Origin of the sequence: Xanthomonas sp. NCPPB 2632 (assembly GCF_041228075.2) — a bacterium.
Taxonomy (GTDB): domain Bacteria; phylum Pseudomonadota; class Gammaproteobacteria; order Xanthomonadales; family Rhodanobacteraceae; genus Luteibacter.
Genome location: NZ_CM192979.1, coordinates 2,609,373 through 2,626,663, shown reverse-complemented (window position 1 = coordinate 2,626,663; position 17,291 = coordinate 2,609,373). Strand labels below are relative to the sequence as shown.

The window sequence follows — 17,291 nt, the reverse complement described above, 5'->3', positions numbered from 1 at the left end:
TCCGTCATCCGGACATGGCCTCGGCAATAAATATTTGTTCGGCTTCGGAGGTTGGAAAAAAACGGCGAGGAAGGACCATGGCGCTGCTTTGAACCAGAAACACCCAGTATTTGCGGGTTTGAAAGAGATCCGTGATGCAACGCCAATTGGCGGTCATCATCAGGTCGCCCAAATCATAGACGAGCGCCTCCGGGGTCAAGCGAAGCGTGAGCGGCTGCTCGTATGCCTGACCTCGCTCAGCAAGAGCCTTCCGCATTGAAGAGCTGGCCAGTCTTTGGATTATCAGCAAGCCCACCCAAGCGCCCACGAAGGCGAACTCGACCGAAATCGCGGCCGCGGTCCATGATCCCGATACCCATCCACCGACAGGGATGCCGATCGCTAACATACAGATCAACAGGACCAGTTTCATCTGCCGTGGTGACACGCCTCTTCGACCCTTGATATAGGCCATCGCGGTTGTGGATTCACCGGCCGTCATAACCCCTGTCGCTTCCATCCAGTTCCTTCAAAGCAGCTTTGGGCCGACGCTACCTACGCAGATCACGCGAAGCGCGATCAGGTCTCACTATGGCCCAGAACGTGCCGCCGACGAGGGCCCCGATCGCTGCGAAGGATAGTGGCACATAGGGGCGACTGACGATGGTTTCCGCGAGATAGGAGGCCGAGAAGACCAGCCCGTCCCGGACAAAGCCTGCGATGAAGGCAAGCGCCCAAATAAACAAAGCGCCGGCGGACCACGTCATCAGATAGGCCCGGACCGAACGATGATCGCGCCGCTGAAGCATCTTGTGGATCGGCAGCCCGACTGCCAGGACCGATATATATCCAAATACGCCACCCAGTGCAGCACCCATGCCTATCCAGGATTCCCGACTGACGCTTTCCAAGAAGTGGGGTGGTGGTGACAAAACAGCGATGATTGTCATGGCAACTGGGGCCCAAAGGGGCGCTAACAACAGAGCTGTAAACAAGCGCTTCATTAAAGTCTCGCTTCCGTCTCGCTGACACTGTCCTGCGCCGACAGCTCGGCAAGCTGCCGGAACTCACGAAAACCGCCGAACCCGCTGGCCTTAAGATCGAGCCAGCGCTTGCCGAAAACCAGCGAGGCCCGATCGCCGTAAAGCTCTTCGAATCGCTGCAACTCGGCCATAAACGCTCGCTTTTCATCCCACGGAAGCGCGCCAAGATGGATCGCCAGGACATTCGGCATGCTGTTCACGCCTGACCGCCCGAGCCTACGGGCTTCGGCAGCCATGGGATGCGGATGGAGGCGGGCGCTTGCGAAGCGGCGCAACTGCGGGAATTCTGGATTCAGATCCTCCTCCAGAAACTGACGGAACAACGCGGGATGATCGACGAGAGCCTCGACCATTTTGAGGAAATCGCCCACGCTGAGCCCGACCTCGCGAGGGTCGAGATCGTCGCCAAAAGCCCGTAGGAATGCCGCGTTCAGATCGTCGGCATGTTGTTGCCGGAAGCTTTCGATATCCGTCTGAAGCGCGCGTCCCGCCTCGCCAGTCAGACCGCGCACATACTGCGCCACGGCTTCGGGAACGGTCTCAGCCTCGAGGTCCATGTCCTGATGGAAGCAATGGCCCATCATGGCGGCAAGAGACGGAAATGGCAGGTCAGCGCTCAAAGGAAAATGCGCCCAAAGACGATGGGCGAAAATACCACCACGCCCACGTGAAAACCATTACCCCCAGTGGGACAAATATTAAGCAGGCAGCACGCCGTTTGGTGGCGAAGAAAAGCTTTCCGGCGGAAGTGCCGCTTGGATGGTCGGAGACGGATCCAATTTCGCGCCCAGCAGCGCCGGTTTCATGATCAATTACCGCGTCGATGACCTGGAGTCCCTGCGAGCCGCACTCCGATCGGAAGGATGTGATGTGCATGGACCATGCCGAAGACTCGGAATATGGAAAGTTCGGCTGGGTCATGGATCCGGAGGGAAACAAGGTCGAGCTTTGGCAACCGTTGGCGGGACAATAAATCCGGGATAATCGACGTGTTCCCGCCTGGCGCCGCCCCTTAGGGCAGGGGACGTCGGACCGACGATGGAGTATGTATATGGCCGAACGCGTTCTTGCCCCGGTGGCCAGAGGGGTCACTTTCACCGTCTTCGGACTGATCGCGATCTTGTTCATGGCGGTGGCTGGGCGTGTTGCCTGGTCACGCGTCCAGTTCCTCACGCATGCCGAGACAGCAGAGGGCGTCGTTGAGGCAATCCCGTACGGCGGATCGCATCCGACGATCGCGTTTGTCACGGGGGCAGGTGTCCGCGTTCGATATATGCAGGGCGGCATGATTGCCGGCTTCCGACCTGGCGACGTGGCTCGGGTGCATTACCTGCCAGAGTCTGCAGGGGTCGATCCGGTCGTGGATCATTGGGGAGCGATGTGGGGAACGTCCGCGCTTCTGGCAGGCCTATCCCTGTGCTTCGCGGGAGCCAGTGTGCAGGCTTACCCGCGGCGACGCGGGATCTCCAGTGGCCTCCGCATGAAACAGCCCAGCGTGCCCACGCCCGAGTCATCTTGGATCACGATCGGCTCGATGAACCAGTCCGAGAGCGGCCATCACTATTATCTGTTCCACCTCGATTCGCGCCGGCCTGACAAGCCATTCTGCTTCGAAGAGTCAGTGGGTGGTGGCCCTTACTCCGGCGGTGGCGCGATTGGTTTGGCGCGCTCGGAGCTGGAAGGCTGGAGCGGCAATTGGCGGGAACATGTGAAACGCGCCGGCTGTGAGTGGGTCGTTCCCATCATTGAGGCAAGCCAGGATCAGCAGGCGATCGTTGCTGAAATTGCGCGCGAGTCCAACCGATTAAAGCGTGAGCGCCCGGATGATCGCTAATTCGGGAACTAGAGTCACGCTTACTACATTTTTGAGCTGGAAGGCCACCGACCTGTCCCGGGCGCCGATGAAACGTCTCCAGCACCACGGCTGCGCTGGTCTGGGTCGCGTGGCCACAGAGTGACACCTCGACGGGTTCAGGGGCAGGAGACTATGGCGCTGCGACCCATGGCGAAGTCGCGTCGGGTTGGATCTTCTTCTCTAACTCGTTCAATGCGCCTTGGAGGTGCATGTCTATGCCGTCGAGTCGGCTCTTCGCTATGGACGAGGTCCAAGTTAATACGTAAAAAAGCAACAGCGCGAAACCAAACAGCCAGTCGACCACCGATAAGTGTCCGCCCTCAAGCAATTGGCGGCCCTGAAAATAGATAGCGACAAGGACGGGAATGATGCCCAGCGTAGGAATGGCGCCGGCCAGCATGGGAAGCTTCTGCGCATAGCGTTCCCGTCGAAAGGCGGCCATGGAAGCGTATTTGCGGAGTCTGTCCTCGGGTTGTTCCATGAGCCAGGTTCGAAGCGAGAAATGGTAGTCGAAATCATGATCGAGCTGCTTCGAAAGCTCTTCCATAGGTCGGAACATCGTTCGGAATTCGCCGCGCGTCATCCACATACTCATCGTCAGTCCGACCACTTCCGACGTCCCCCCGCCTTCAGTAGCGGTCCGATTTGAGTCCGGGGTTAATGTAACTGTTTCGCGTAAGCGGCGGGAGTCAGCCCGCCGAGTGCCTTCTTCGGTCGCTCTTCGTTGTATTCCCGTCGCCAGTTTTCGATCTCGGTTCGGGCATGCAGCAGGCTGGGAAACCAGTGTTCGTTGAGACATTCATCGCGAAGCCTTCCGTTGAATGATTCGATGTAGGCGTTCTGATTCGGCTTGCCAGGCTCGATCAGGCGCAGCTGCACGCCGCGCTCGTGTGCCCATGCGACCATGGCCTTGCCACAGAACTCCTTTCCGTTGTCGCTGCGAATGATCTTCGGCAGGCCTCGAGTGACAGCCAGGCGATCCATGACGCGCGTGACGCCGATGCCTGAGATGGCCCGCTCGATCTCGATGGCGACTGCCTCATGCGTGGCGTCATCGACGATCGTCAGGCACTTCAATACGCGCCCTTCGGCGGTGCGATCGAAGACGAAATCGATGGACCAGACCTCATTTGCGGCCGCGGGCCGGAGCAGTGGCTGCCTGTCGGTCGGAGGCACCTTTTTCCTTTTGCGACGGCGCACCTGCAGGTTCGCCTCCTGGTACAGGCGCTCAACTCGCTTGTAGTTGACCATCTGACCGGCCTGGCGGAGTTTCAGGTAGATCATGCCGACGCCGTAGCGTTTATGGCGATTCGCCAGCGCGCAGATCATTTCGCGCAGCTCGACATTGGCGTCGGGCCGCGGCTCGTATCGGTAAGCGCTTGCGCTCATGCCGGCGATCGCCAGCGACCGGCGCTCACTCAGTTCCTGGCAGATCAGATAGCGCACCAGCTCGCGCCGGTCCGGTGCGCTCACCATTTTTTTCGCAGAGCTTCCTTGATGACCTCGTTCTCCAGAAGCTGCTCGGCAAGCAGCTTTTTAAGGCGTCCGTTCTCCGACTCCAGGTCCTTCAGCCGCTTGGCCTCGGGCACGCTCATGCCGCCGAACTTGCTTCGCCACAGGTAGTAAGAGGCTTCACTGAAGCCGTGCTTGCGACATAGGTCCTTGACCGGCATGCCTGCCTCGGCCTCGCGCAGGAAGCCAATGATCTGCTCTTCGGAAAAACGCTTCTTCACGTCCAATCTCCTTCTTGTGGGGGATTGAACTCGAAACCGGGGCGCTACTCAAATTTGGGGGGACGTCGGGGTAGTCGAGCAGCATTTCGACTACCGGCAGCAGTTCATGGAGCACCTCACTCATGGACTGCAACGGTGGTTCATTAAATCGGCTTCCTCGGCCAGGAAGCTGCACCGACCACATATCAATGTCTTCAGGTAAGTACGCGGCTAGGGATCGGAATGTATGGGCACTCCCTCCTGCGTGCGGTAGGCAGATCAATCTCCTTTCCGTACGCGCCGATCTCCTCAGCGGTACCAGCCATGGCGATAGACTCATTTCTTGCATCCCATCTCGTCATACGCCTTGAGCAGGCTCTGATTAAGGCTTCCCCCAGGCTTGTTTCGTTGCATTTCAACGGCGCTGCAATTCATGAAGTCGCCAACCTTCCGAATTGAATCCCTAATGCTGCCCGGATTCGACACTTTGATGCCCTGTACGACAGAGCCGTCCTTGTATCCTGGTAACTTGGCCGCAGAACGCGCTTGACCTGCGTCCAATGCACTGCGAAGTGAGGGGTCACCGTACGACGACGAGGGCATCGTGGTGTCCGCCGTGTCGTAACGCAATTGCGGCGGGGCGTCAGGCATCGGCGCCGGAGCCTCTACCGGTGAGGCAGCATTGGGCGGTTCGGCCTTGACGATCTTACGCGGTGCAACGTCTCGCCGGGGCGCATGGTCGGGCTTAGCTTGGGGCGGTAGAGACGTCGCTTGAGGCGGCGGCGGAGGCGAAGATCGTCGAGGCTCGATGAAATGGACCTCAAGCGCCGTAACGGTGCTTGCGGCAGCGCGTTGCGTCCATTCGTAGTTGCTATTCCAACCTGCCATCAAAAATGCCAATAGAAAGACATGCATCGCGAGAACGATGCCCAACACGGTGCCGTTCTTAAGGATGTCCCTCGCTGTTCTATGCCTAGAGGCCCATAATCGTACGCCAAGCAACATTTCGCTCTTACCCCCCCCCGCCTTAGGAGGTAGCCTCGACTAACGATTTGGGTCGCATATCGAACCAGTTCTGGTCGACGTATTCCAGGCAAGCCTGTTTTTTCTCTGGTCCGAAACACGTCGACCATCCGTGGGGAATGTCGGCAAACTCAGGCCACAACGAGTACTGTTGCTCGTCATTGATGAGGACGAGAAAGGATACGGTGTCATTGTCGAAAGGGTTGGTCATGATAGTCCTGTGTCGATGAAGGTGTTTTACAAGAGACTGTTCAATATTCAAACGTTCGGCTTCCATGGAGCCGCTCGGAGTGGATGCCCTCTGCCCGACAACGGGTGACAAATCTATCAGACTCGATGATCTGCTTGCTGTCTTTGGTGTACTCCAGGCCCGCGACGAAGCGGAGCCACGGTTCTTGCCCCATGGCATACACATAGGCTGTTTTACATTGGAGCTCCTCAACTATCGACCAAGCGCGGTCGCTATCCGAACCGGATAAGCGTCGAGATTCGTCGTCTTTGCGGTTAATAGGTTCAAAATTGTTGGCGGATTGCGAAGCGTGGCCCAGCTTTGTTGGCAGCTTTCTATGACTGGCCTGGACTACTTGGCGGTTTGAAGTCGATGGCCCAGAAAGGTTGGCAGCATTGGTGGGTGCGGCCAAGATCTCTATGCCGAGCTAAGTGGCTGATCCTGCGCCATACTTGCGACGAATCTTGCGCCGTATTAGTCACAACGCCCGCCAAACGTGTTATGCCGATGCGGCGAGCGGCCAAAATCTCTATGCCAACGTGCCGTAGCGCCATGAGAGATCAGGCCAAAGTGGAGAAAGCGCCAAGGTTATTGCACCAGACAGTCTGCGAAGGGAAGTTCGACAGAAGACCCTTCACGAAGATCGCGTTATTCAACCACCTGAGCGCGCTTAGTCCTAGGGAAGCCCTGATTTAATCCCCCGCTTGCGTCAAAATAGTCGAAAGTCCCAGGAATCCCTCGCGATGAAGCAGCGATCCTTTGCCTCCATGAGTTTCGAATCGAAGAAGAAGCCGACGCGGCGGGAGAAATTTCTCGGCGAGATGGACAAGGTCGTGCCCTGGGACGCGCTGCTGGCGTTGATCCTCGTCAGTTATCCGACAGCGGGCCGGCGTGGCCGACCGCCGATGCCGGCGGCCACGATGCTGCGCATCCACTTCATGCAGCAGTGGTACGCGTTGAGCGATCCGGCCATGGAGGATGCGTTGTATGAGATCGAGTCGATGCGGCGCTTTGCCGGGCTGGAATTGAACGACGATGCGATTCCGGACGAGACGACGATTCTGAAGTTCCGTCGCTTTCTGGAGCAGCACGGTCTGGCGGCGAAGATACTCGACGCGGTCAACGCCCACCTGGGGCAGCAGGGCCTGCTGCTTCGCCAGGGCACGATCGTGGATGCCACGATCATCCATGCGCCTTCGTCGAGGAAGAACCGTGACAAGAAGCGCGATCAGGACATGCATCAGACAAAGAAAGGCAACGAGTGGTTCTTTGGTATGAAGGCGCATATCGGTGTGGATGTGGAATCGGGCCTGGTGCACACGGTTACCACCACGCCGGCGAACGTGAGTGACGTCACGGAAACGGACAAGTTGCTGCACGGCGAAGAACGAACCGTTTATGCCGATGCGGGCTACCGGGGAGCAGAAAAGCGTGTAGCGAAGCGGGGGCTTATGTGGCACATCGCAGCGCAGCGCGGGAGAGTCAAGGCGATGCCTGAAGGTGCATGGAAAGAAGCCACCAAGCATGTCGAATACCTCAAGGCCGCGATACGAGCCAAGGTCGAACACCCGTTCCGGGTGATCAAGCGACAGTTCGGCTATCAGAAGACACGGTTCAAGGGGCTGGCCAAAAACACGGCGCAGGTATTGACGTTGTTTGCGCTGTCAAATCTGTGGATGGTGCGACGAACCTTGCTCCTGTCCGCAGGGGAGGTGCGTCTGTGACGCCGAACACAGGCGTTGATCAGGGCTCAGGCTGAACCAGCGACAGGGAAAACAGTACTTCCGCTCCTTCTTTGCCCGGCATCAACTGATGTGCATGCCGTTGCGTATAGACGTCCGTTTTATGCTTCATAGATCAGAGTATCCCTAGCAGAGTTGCGGGTGGCGTAATGGCGATCTGTACCGGGTAAACCGAATTCTACTCTCGCCTGCAACCAAGGCGTGATAATTCGTAATTATCCCGCGTTTATTTACCTACCTGGATGGCACTTGACTGCATACCAGCTGGTACGTATATACGTAGTACGTACTACGGTATGATAAATCACTGAGGGCAAGTCATGGCACGCGGTAGAGTCTATAAATCCGAGGTCAAAGTCGCGCGTGACACTCTCTTGCTTCAGGGTACGAACCCCTCGCTGGACGCCGTCCGGATCGCGTTGGGCAATACCGGCTCGAAGACGACGATCCACCGGCTGATGAAGGAGCTGGAGGCCGAAGAGGTCAGCGCGGCGGAACTCGCCGGCGAAGCGGTCAGCGACGCGCTCCAGGCCCTGGTGGGGCAGCTCGCCGCCCAATTGCGCCACGAGGCTGAAGCGACCGTCGCCGACGGGCAGACCCGAGCCGACAGCCAGGTGGCCGCCGCCCAGACCGAGGTGAGCACACTGACTCGGCAAACGCGCGAGGCAAGCGACCAGATTCAGCGCTTGCAGACGACCTTGGACGGCGCCCAGCAGAAGCTCGCGGCGACCGAGCAGGCCCTGCGGGAACGGGATACCGTGATCGTTGGCCTGCAGGAGCGCCTGGCCGGCCTCGAACGCCAGTTGGGCGAACGCGAGGCCCATCTGACCTCGGTCGAAACCAAACACCAGCAGGCGCGTGACGCCCTGGACCATTTCCGGCTGGCCTCCAAAGAGCAGCGCGAGATCGAAGCGCGGCAACACGAACAGGGAGTGCAAGCCCTCCAGGTGGAACTGCGCCGGGCCACGGACAGCGTGGCGACGAAGAACGACGAGCTCCTCACGCTCAATCTAGACAATGCCCGATTGACCGAGCAGGCTGGGCAGCACGACAAAGAGCTGCGGGAAGCGCGCCGGGCGTTGCTTGCAGCGCAGGAGCGCGCCGCCGGCACAGAGGCCTTACGTCAGGCCAATCAGGCGCTCGAGCAGCGCGTCAGTCAGATCTCCGCGGACCTGGAAGCGATGCGCCGCGAACAGACGATGGCGCACATGCAATGGGATGCCGAACGCAACGCGATGTCGGACGCCCTGCGAGACGCCAGAGCGCAGGGCGAACGCTGGGGAACGATCGAGGCCTTGCTATCGAGTCTTCAGCCATTCCCGCAGACGGGGACAGCGCCGTCGACCTAATATGACCGGTATTCGAAGCCCTCCCATCCTCGCGGGATACATCGATGCCCTCGGAACTGCTTAGCCTCCTTACGTTTCTTCTCGGCCTTGTGCTGGGCAATTGGTTGGCCATCGGCCGCGATAAGCGTCAGGAGTTCAACGAAGCTGTGTCGCCCATTCGCCGTTGGCTGATCGAGGAGATGAAACGGCCCACGCCGTACGGCCCCTGGCCTTCGGATCACGAGGTGGATCGGTTCGCGCATTGCCTGTCGGCATGGCATCGGGCACGCTTTTTGAAACATTGGGCAAGCTTTAAAGCGCTCCACCAATCGAAGCAAATTCAAGATGGCAGCGGTCAGGTGTTTTACAGCGACGAGAGCGAAATCCGCCAAGCACTCGGCCGGCTCTTTCGAGTTACCACCCCCAGGTAACTTTATAGCCACAACGGCGGTAGAACATCCACTAGGTTGCCGTCGACCCACCACGGATCTCCACAGTGACCGTGACAGGGGTGGCGATTCCGCGCAGCGAATCGGGGGCCACTCCGACCCAGGAACCTCGTTTGCTATAGCAGCTAGGGGAGGGGTGGCTTTCGACCCATACCCGGTCGATTGGTACGGGGGAGGGATGGACGGGCCAAGAACGCGAGTGGCGTCAGTTCGGAGCGCGCGCCGAAGGCCGATTGATGCGGGCCAAGCGGAGCGGGCTACGTTCTGGTCACTGTCGCATCAATCATCTGAGACACGTGCCGCTGGCAGAAATCCAGGTACGCGCGGACGATTGCGGAAGGGTGACGATGCGAGGGATAGAGCAGATTGATTTGCTGCTCGGGGATGGGATATTCCGGTAACAATGCAATTAGCCGTCGCTCACGAATCGCCTTGGCAGCCCTATTGCACGATGTCGTCAGAACGGTGATGCGCAACGGGTAGCCCACGTGCGGAGCCAGGAGGTCCGCCACCACTGTTTCGCGTCGTGGCTCCAGAGATAGATCGCAGGCACGGCGAACACCACGTTCGACTGGGAGACGATGAGACCGCCGACAGTGGCAATGCCCAAGGGAACCCTCAACTCCGATCCAGGACCAAGCCCGATGGCTAGCGGAAGCGCTGCCACGATGGCCACTACGGTGGTCATGGCGATGGGCCGGCCACGCTCCATGGCTGCCCGGCGAATGGCCTCGACCGGGGAGAGCCCCAGCGTGCGTTCTGCCGTAAGGGCAAAATCGACGAGGATGATGGTGTTCCTCTTGCCGATGCCGATGAGCAGCAGGATGGCCAGTATGGAAATAAGGTTGAGTTCGTTGTGTGTTGCCGCGGTAGCCATCAGGGCTCCGGCGCAGGCCGCCGGCACGGTCGACAGGACCGTGAGCGGGTGTAGCAGGCTGTCGTAGAGCATGCCAAGGACGACATAAGCGGCCAGTATGGCGGCAAACACGAGCCCGAGACCGCTTTGCCGGGCCTTTTGGGTCTGCAATGCCTCGCCGGCTGCCAGGATACGTATGTCTCCAGGTAATCCGATGTCTCTGGCCGCTTGTTGGATGGCTTCCATACCTTGTGCTGCAGATCGGCCATCGCGCATGGAAAACCCGATCTCCCTGGCCTCGATCTGGTTCTGGTGAACGATGGCGTTGTCGGAGGCGTCGGTCTCAATCCGTGCGAACGCAGAGGCAGGCACCATGGCGGATTGGTTCGACCTTACTTGCATGTCGAGCAGCGCCGAGGGAAATTGCCCACCCGGTGAATCAGCTCGCAGGACGACTTGTATTGGGTTGCCGGCTCCTGGCAGGGTGGCGACCGGATGGCCGCCAAAGGTGTCGTAAAGCGTCTGGTCGATGGTTGCCATGCTAAGGCCGAGCCGCGACATGGTCGACCTGTCCACGACCATCCTGTACTCCTGGCGGGAATCATCCGTTCCCTCGTCAACGGCGTCGAAATCGCCGCCTGCCCGCATTCGCCGCGTAAGCTGATTCATCCAGGGCTTGAGGTCCTGGCCGCCGAGCGAGAGAAGCTGAAAGCTGTTCGGCAAGCCGGGCATGGAAGGTCCCGCCGAACTCCCGTTGCCAAGGTACTGGACCGCATTGAAGAACACCGCCACATTGATCATGTCCGAGGTGGTTCGCCCCAATCGCCTTACCACCTGAGATATCGATGAGCCCCGGTGGCCAGGTGTATTTCCTCGCGGCCTGAGCTCGATGTACAGCGTATTGGCACCGGGTGAGGTCGATACCGTGGAGAGCGAACGGACGTCCGGGTCGGCAAGCACCCGCTCGCGTACGCGTGCCAGTGAAGAGGCTGTCTCATCCGGCGACATACCGTGGGGAAGCCGCACCACGCCTCGTATAAGGCCAGTGTCTTCTTGCGGCACGTACCCGAGGGCACCGGTGGACACGAAATGCGAGTACAACACCACGGTCAGCGCGAGCATCAGCCAGGGCTGGAGGCGCGCGATACGTCGGTGCCGAAGCGTCCACGCAAGCGCACATTCGTAGTAGCGGGCCACCTTGAGTTGCCATGGACGTCGAGGGCGCTGATCCGTCATGTGGCCACCGAGATAACGGGCACAGAATACCGGTGCGACGGTAAGCGAGATCACCGCGGAAATCGCTATCGCGACGGCCAGGGTCACCGAGAACTGCCGAAGCAGATCGAAGATCTCGCCCTGGCCAGCCAGGACAGGAATGAACACGACGATCAGGGAAAGGGCAATCGTGGCAACGGTAAAGCCGGTTTCCCGCAGGCCTGCCGCGGCTGCCGCGCCACTGTCCATGCCATCCTCTACATGGCGGAATATGTTTTCGCTCACCACGATCGAATCGTCGACGACCAGGCCGACGCAAATGGCGAGCGAGAGAAGGGTGACCAGGTTCAACGTGTAGCCCAGGGCGAGCATGACGACAAACGTGGCCGCCAGGGTCAGCGGGATACTGGCCGATACGATCAGCGTCACTGCCATCCTGCGGGTAAAACACCAGACGACGGCCACGACGGCCACGATTCCGAAGACCAGCGACCACAACACCTCGTCCACCGCGTTCTTCGTCGAATCGGTCAGGTCGAAAACGGCATGGATTTCGATGCCGGCGGGGAGCATGGGCAACAACATGTCGAGTTGCCTGTGGATCGACGCGGCGGTGGCGATGGCGTTGGCGGATGGCTTCTTGTTGACGAGCAGGAAAACAGCAGGCTTGGCACCGAGCCAGGCCTGCTGGTAAGGATCCAGTGGCGCGAGCCGGATATCGGCTACCTCGGAAAGACGCGATACCACTCCTGACCTGGCAAGCACGGGCACTCGGGCTAACTCGCGTGGTCCGTTCAACACGTCGCTTGCGTCGATGGTCAGCGTGCCCGTGGGGGTCGTCAGCTGGCCGAGTGGCAGGCCCGGACTGGCCGCACGGATGGCATTGGCCACGTCATTGGGCACTATCGATTTCGCCACGAGTGCGGTCGCATCGAGATCGACCTGAATGGCATTCGGCGAGCCTCCCAATACCTTGACACCGGCGACGCCATCCAGGGAAGCAAGGTAGGGTGACAGCGTCCGGTCGGCGATGTCGTAAAGCGACTGGCGCGACATGCGGGTGTCAACCATTGCCACCAGCATCACGGGCGCAACGCCGCTGTCGTACGAATACACGGTCGGCGGCGAGGCCATGCCAGCTGGAAGCAGCGGGACCGCGCGATTGATCGCCGCCTGGGCGTCGAGTTTAGCCCTTTCGATACTGGAGCCACGGTCCAGGCTTATCTGTATGAACCCGGTGCCGCCTGCACTGCTCGAATATAGAGCTTCCACGCCGGGCATTTGGGCCAGACCGCGTTCGAGCGGCGCGATGACCGACGTCGCCATGACCTGGGGATTGGCGCCTGCCAGTTCAGCCTGGACGTAGATGCGCGGTAGATCGACGTCAGGAAGCGCGGCGACAGCGAGCCTGTGATAAGCGAGGACGCCGCCAATCAGGATGCCCATGCACAGCAGTGTGACACCTATGGGGCGGAGGATTGTAAGGAGGCGCATGGCATCATGATGTGACGGACCCGTGGCCGGGGATAGGTGGCCACGTGGTCAACGGGTGGCGAGCACACAGCGCGCGGGCCTTCGCTCCGCGAGCAGCAATGCGGCGGCACCGAGTTCCGGATCACGGAGGAATCGCTCCTGCATCGCGCCGCCCGTGACGGCGGAAGCGAACGAGGCCAGCGACATGCCCGTGTGATGTGCCATGACTTCGCGCACCATGGCGGCGGCATCGGGTGGGTTGCCCGCTTCGCCGAAATCGACCGCCTCATGAAAACCGAAGTGGCCGGATGCACCCATGGCCTCGAGCTGGCGAAGATTGGGCACGCTCGAGGCCACGTCGACCAGGCAGGCAAGAGAGGACGCGTAAGGGGCGATGACTCTCCGGGTGCCGAGGTCGGGCTTGAGCGCGAGGCTGTGAATGCCGAAAGCTTGATAGCAATAGCCTCCGTCTGGTTCCAGGTCGGCATAGCCACATTCGGATACTCCCCAGGGCATGCCCACCACCGGGCGTTGCCGGCGTTGTCGACGAACGGCTGCCGCCATGCTCAGGTGCAAGAGGGTTCCGGGTATGGAGGGCATGACGATGTCGGGCATCAGGTATTCGAACATGGAGCCGCTCCATGAAAGCAATGCCAGTTCACCATCGGATTCGGTATGGAGCCGCCCCAGTGCATACCAGGACGTGGCGGGGACATCACCCTTGGCTATCGCGACATAGGCAGCCAACCTTGCTTCCGACGCGAGCATATCATAGTGCCCGGCATCGCAGATGCCTGACCACCCGTCCATGCCAAGATGGAGCAATTGGCGTCCCGGATCGAAGAACACACCGAAGTCAGCGGCAATTTCCCGGTTGCATGCTTCGATCAGGCGTTCGATACGCTCCGCTTCCAGGGCGGACGGCGGCGCGATATCTTCCAGCAGTTCTGCAGCAAGCTCACCTATCCGCTGGTGCCAGCGCCCGTGTTGGCCATCGGCCAGCGAGTGCACGATGGATTCCAGCCAAAAGCGTAAATCGTCGCCATCCCGCTTCGGATCCCCGCTAAACGAAGCGATGGCCCCGGCTTTGTCAGCGAGGATGCCGGGAACATTTTCCGATTCCCGCGCGAGGGTGAACAGGTCACCAAGACCCTGTAGCCCTTTTGTCACGATTCGCGGAGCATCGCGCGCCTCGCGAATGAACTGGCGCACCACCATGAGATGCCCGATATAGTTTCCGCTATCCACCGCGGATACGTACCTCGGTTCCTCGGGGTGGAGGCTGCGTGTGTCGTACCAGTTGAACAGGTGGCCGGATGCATGGTGTTCCATCCGCGCCAGGGTTTTCAGCGTGCTTGAAAGCCTGCGCAACGTACCGCGTAGGCCGGCTTGCCCGAGGTCGTGGGCCGCGCAACATGAAAGGAGTCCCAGCCCGATGTTCGTCGGCGACGTTCGCGGCGCCACCCTGGCTACCGGATATTCCTGGACGTGGTCCGGAGGTAGCCAATGGTTCTGCTCCGTCGCGGATTCGACGAAGTAACTCCACGACAGGCATGCCATCCTGCGGAGGTAATCGGCGTCGGGCTGGGCGACGACGTCAGGAACAGGAGGGCGTCCGAGCACGCGCGCAAGCAAGGGAGCGGCCATCCAGGCCGAGATGCACAATGCCGCAAGAGGCCATGTGCCCGGGTACATGAGAGCGAGCACGCCGATGCATGCCGAAGAGATGCAACTGGTCGCCGTGCAGAAACCCACGGCCTCATGAGCCTGTCGAGCGGCTGCCGCGGCCACCTGGCTGGATGCGCGCCACTCCAGGAGATGTCGGTGAGTGACGCCGAGCCGCCATAGCGTCGTCACGATGGACATGAGGTTGGATAACGCAACGCGTGGAAGCGAGGCGAATTCGAACAGGATCATCACCGAAGAGTGCGCGATCTCTCGCGAGACATCGGGCTGGCGGAATTGCCTGGAGCGCGCCAGCAGGGAAGACACCAGGAAAGCGGCGATCTTTGCAGCACCGGGTAGGAAGATGGCGGCCAGGGCGACGATCGCCATGAGGTGGCCTACTGGCTCCGCCATGCCCACATAGAGTGCGAGCAGTGTCGCAGGTGGTACGAGGCTGCGGGCGAGGTTATCGAATATTTTGTAGCGCGAGACAAGGGAGAGGTCGTTCCGGGCGCGGCTTCCTTCGTCCGTCGGGACCTGGTGCCCCAACCATGCCGCGATCTGCCAGTCGCCGCGTATCCAGCGCTGTTTACGGCTCATATCGACGGAGGATTGGGCCGGGTACTCATCAAGGATGGTTATGTCGGTGGCGACCGTGCACCGGGCGAAGCACCCTTCGATCAGGTCGTGGCTGAGTATGCGGCCTTCGGGAAGACGGCCGGCCAGGCAGCGTTCGAAGGCCTCGATATCGTAGATTCCCTTGCCGATGAACGATCCTTCGACAAACAGGTCGTGGTAGAGGTCCGCTTTGGCGAGGGAGTAATGATCGAGACCTCCATGGCCTCCCCATATCCTCGAATAGACAGTTCCCCCATGCATCGGCGGCATCGTTGCCACGTACGGTTGCACGATGGCGTAGCCGGCATCGACGCGCCTCGCCTCGACATTCAGCAATGGCTTCACGAGAGGGTGATCGATCGTCGCTACCAGCTTTCCGGCCGCATCCGCCGGTAGCAATGTATCGCTATCGAGGCAGATGACATACCTGAACCGGTAAGTGGGGAGTTTTCCCACCATGGCGTCGAAGGCGCCCTGGTCTCCATCCAGAAGGAGACGGTTCAATGCGCGGACCTTGCCCCGCTTCCGTTCCCATCCCATCCAGCGTCCTTCCGTCGGGCAGTAACGGCGGCCGCGGTGGAAGAGGTGAAAGATCGATTCTCCGTTACAGCCCCCGTATCGCTCATTGAGCCCCCGGATACCTTCTGTGGCCAACGCCAGCAGCGCTTGATCGCCCGGCGTGGCCTGCGTGGGGGCGTCGGTGTGGTCGGTGAGCAGTGCAAAGTGGATATGGGCCGAACGGTTGCGAAGGTATTGGGATTCGAGGCGCCGAAGTAGCCGGACTACGGTGTCGTCATCCTCCAGCAGGCAGGGTACGGCGACCATGGTCGCCGCGACGGCGGGGATGCCCTGCCGGTAATCCATGCGGGGGAGCGGAGGGCGGTGGGGGCCTCGCGAGAACATGTAACTCACGAGTTGTCCGACGATGGTGTACGAGGCCACGCTGGCCAGGAAGGCGAGAGCCAACGCCCCGCCGATCGGCCACCCCTCCCTGAGTAGCGCAACCAGCAGCAGGCCAGCGCAAAGGGCATGCGCAACCACGCGTGAGCCGAGGTAGGCGATTGCGCCCGGGATGCTGGAAACGGCCTGGCTGGCTTGCCGCGGAGGTCGCCTCTTCAATGCGCGGGCCAGTTCGACGACGCCATCGTCGATGAGGAAATAACCGACATGGCCGCGTCGCCCGGGGTCGGGCAACGCCCCTTGTGCAAGGGAAGACAAGCGGATGGCCTGCCCGGCGATGGTCGCCTCGGGAATACGCCATGTCATAGACATCGTCGAGACGACGGTGAGATAGCTGTTCCTGGTCGCAATGTCCATGCGCTCGAAACAGCGTGCAGGATCCTGCGCGAGGATATCCCGTGTCGGGCTCAAGCCCTCTACGATATCGATCCACCTGGCATTCGCGACAAACCTCAGGGCTGCCACCGCGCTATGCAGGCATGAGATCGATGCCTCGCCTGGCCAACCGGCCTCGGCCGCGTACGATGCCTCCAGCATGTCGATTGATGAGATCTGCGCTTCGATCAGCTGGAACAGTGCGAGGGCGCATAGGCTGGGCACGCACCACAGTTCGGCCAGGTCCAGCGGTTGCACGCGTTGGTAGCACGCGAAGAATGCGGAGAGCGACTCCTTGTCGACGACGGCGGCAGTCGATGTCGCAAGCGCCTCGCATACATCCAGGACGCGTATGCTCCATGTCCCCTCGCGATACTGGCCAGGCATTACGGTGGACTGCCTGGCGGTCAGCGTATCGCTGACTGATGTCGCATATGCGGTAAGAAAATACTCGTTATCGAGAAAGGTGCCCAGGGACGACTGCAGGTTGGGACAGGCCGCGACGATGTCGGAAGCCCTGGCCATGGCCTTGCGGTACTTGGCGAAAGCCCGGCGAGCATGCTCGCGTAATTCGGATGGATTCCGGTATCGCCATGCGACAAGAGCATGCTCATGAGCAAGCCGGATGGCGGTCGGCGACGTAGCCCCGGGCCCGTGCGACTCCTTGGGATCGGGGGGGAGTGACGGGGAGGGAGGATCGGCATCGAGGCTGAGTATGGATACATCGGCAACGGTATCTTGGTTCATCCTGGGCTCCTTGGGTCGAGGC

16 protein-coding genes are annotated in these 17,291 nt (G+C 60.5%); 4 read left to right on the top strand and 12 right to left on the bottom strand.

Features of this window, described 5'->3' with window-relative positions; translation table 11 throughout:
• Positions 1-4: 4 nt before the first annotated feature.
• From AB8808_RS11420 to AB8808_RS11405, 4 genes are read right to left on the bottom strand one after another with little or no spacing between them, the layout of a single operon-like run.
• Positions 5-499 (bottom strand): hypothetical protein, encoded by a 495-nt coding sequence (locus tag AB8808_RS11420; RefSeq protein WP_506193214.1) that lies wholly within the window; start codon positions 497-499, stop codon positions 5-7.
• A gap of 31 nt (positions 500-530) precedes the next feature.
• The gene (locus tag AB8808_RS11415) at positions 531-983 is read right to left on the bottom strand and encodes a hypothetical protein (protein WP_369929448.1); all 453 of its coding nucleotides are present in this window, start codon (positions 981-983) and stop codon (positions 531-533) included.
• On the bottom strand, positions 983-1,642 hold the full coding sequence (locus tag AB8808_RS11410) for a contact-dependent growth inhibition system immunity protein (protein ID WP_369929446.1): 660 nt from the start codon (positions 1,640-1,642) through the stop codon (positions 983-985). The genes AB8808_RS11415 and AB8808_RS11410 overlap by 1 nt, the downstream gene beginning before the upstream one ends.
• Positions 1,632-1,898: a hypothetical protein gene (locus AB8808_RS11405; RefSeq protein WP_369929444.1), complete on the bottom strand. Its 267-nt coding sequence runs from the start codon at positions 1,896-1,898 to the stop codon at positions 1,632-1,634. The genes AB8808_RS11410 and AB8808_RS11405 overlap by 11 nt, the downstream gene beginning before the upstream one ends.
• A gap of 175 nt (positions 1,899-2,073) precedes the next feature.
• On the opposite strand from AB8808_RS11405, the gene AB8808_RS11400 reads away from it, so the two are divergent.
• Positions 2,074-2,856, top strand: coding sequence for a DUF3592 domain-containing protein (locus AB8808_RS11400; RefSeq protein ID WP_369929442.1), 783 nt, complete (start codon positions 2,074-2,076; stop codon positions 2,854-2,856).
• Positions 2,857-3,007: 151 nt separating this feature from the next.
• Here the strand turns inward: AB8808_RS11400 and AB8808_RS11395 are convergent, their stop codons facing one another.
• From AB8808_RS11395 to AB8808_RS11370, 6 genes are all read right to left on the bottom strand, one after another.
• Positions 3,008-3,472: a hypothetical protein gene (locus AB8808_RS11395; RefSeq protein WP_369929440.1), complete on the bottom strand. Its 465-nt coding sequence runs from the start codon at positions 3,470-3,472 to the stop codon at positions 3,008-3,010.
• Between the two features lie 62 nt (positions 3,473-3,534).
• Positions 3,535-4,610, bottom strand: a protein-coding gene (locus AB8808_RS11390) for an IS3 family transposase (RefSeq protein ID WP_369929438.1) whose coding sequence is annotated in 2 segments (ribosomal slippage) — positions 3,535-4,352 and positions 4,352-4,610 — 1,077 coding nt in all. Because the reading frame shifts where the segments join, the coding sequence is not laid out codon by codon here.
• Positions 4,510-4,929 (bottom strand): thioesterase II family protein, encoded by a 420-nt coding sequence (locus AB8808_RS11385; protein ID WP_369931247.1) that lies wholly within the window; start codon positions 4,927-4,929, stop codon positions 4,510-4,512. Before AB8808_RS11385 ends, AB8808_RS11390 begins: the two co-directional genes overlap by 101 nt.
• Entirely contained in the window at positions 4,926-5,525 is a 600-nt protein-coding gene (locus AB8808_RS11380) for a hypothetical protein (protein WP_369929436.1), read from the bottom strand. Before AB8808_RS11380 ends, AB8808_RS11385 begins: the two co-directional genes overlap by 4 nt.
• A gap of 91 nt (positions 5,526-5,616) precedes the next feature.
• Positions 5,617-5,823, bottom strand: a complete 207-nt coding sequence (locus AB8808_RS11375; protein ID WP_369929434.1) for an MbtH family protein — start codon at positions 5,821-5,823, stop codon at positions 5,617-5,619.
• 40 nt (positions 5,824-5,863) lie between these two features.
• Positions 5,864-6,253, bottom strand: coding sequence for a hypothetical protein (locus AB8808_RS11370; protein WP_369929432.1), 390 nt, complete (start codon positions 6,251-6,253; stop codon positions 5,864-5,866).
• Between the two features lie 331 nt (positions 6,254-6,584).
• On the opposite strand from AB8808_RS11370, the gene AB8808_RS11365 reads away from it, so the two are divergent.
• The 3 genes from AB8808_RS11365 to AB8808_RS11355 all read left to right on the top strand — a co-directional run bounded on the left by AB8808_RS11365 (position 6,585) and on the right by AB8808_RS11355 (position 9,342).
• A complete protein-coding gene (locus AB8808_RS11365; protein ID WP_369925597.1) occupies positions 6,585-7,565 on the top strand; it encodes an IS5 family transposase in 981 nt (326 codons plus the stop codon).
• A 338-nt stretch (positions 7,566-7,903) separates the two neighbouring features.
• Positions 7,904-8,932: a DNA-binding protein gene (locus AB8808_RS11360; protein ID WP_369929430.1), complete on the top strand. Its 1,029-nt coding sequence runs from the start codon at positions 7,904-7,906 to the stop codon at positions 8,930-8,932.
• Between the two features lie 44 nt (positions 8,933-8,976).
• Positions 8,977-9,342, top strand: a complete 366-nt coding sequence (locus AB8808_RS11355) for a hypothetical protein (RefSeq protein ID WP_369929428.1) — start codon at positions 8,977-8,979, stop codon at positions 9,340-9,342.
• A gap of 475 nt (positions 9,343-9,817) precedes the next feature.
• Here the strand turns inward: AB8808_RS11355 and AB8808_RS11350 are convergent, their stop codons facing one another.
• The gene (locus tag AB8808_RS11350; RefSeq protein ID WP_506193213.1) at positions 9,818-12,877 is read right to left on the bottom strand and encodes an efflux RND transporter permease subunit; all 3,060 of its coding nucleotides are present in this window, start codon (positions 12,875-12,877) and stop codon (positions 9,818-9,820) included.
• A gap of 96 nt (positions 12,878-12,973) precedes the next feature.
• Positions 12,974-17,269 (bottom strand): glucoamylase family protein, encoded by a 4,296-nt coding sequence (locus AB8808_RS11345; RefSeq protein ID WP_369929425.1) that lies wholly within the window; start codon positions 17,267-17,269, stop codon positions 12,974-12,976.
• Between the last annotated feature and the right edge of the window lie 22 nt (positions 17,270-17,291).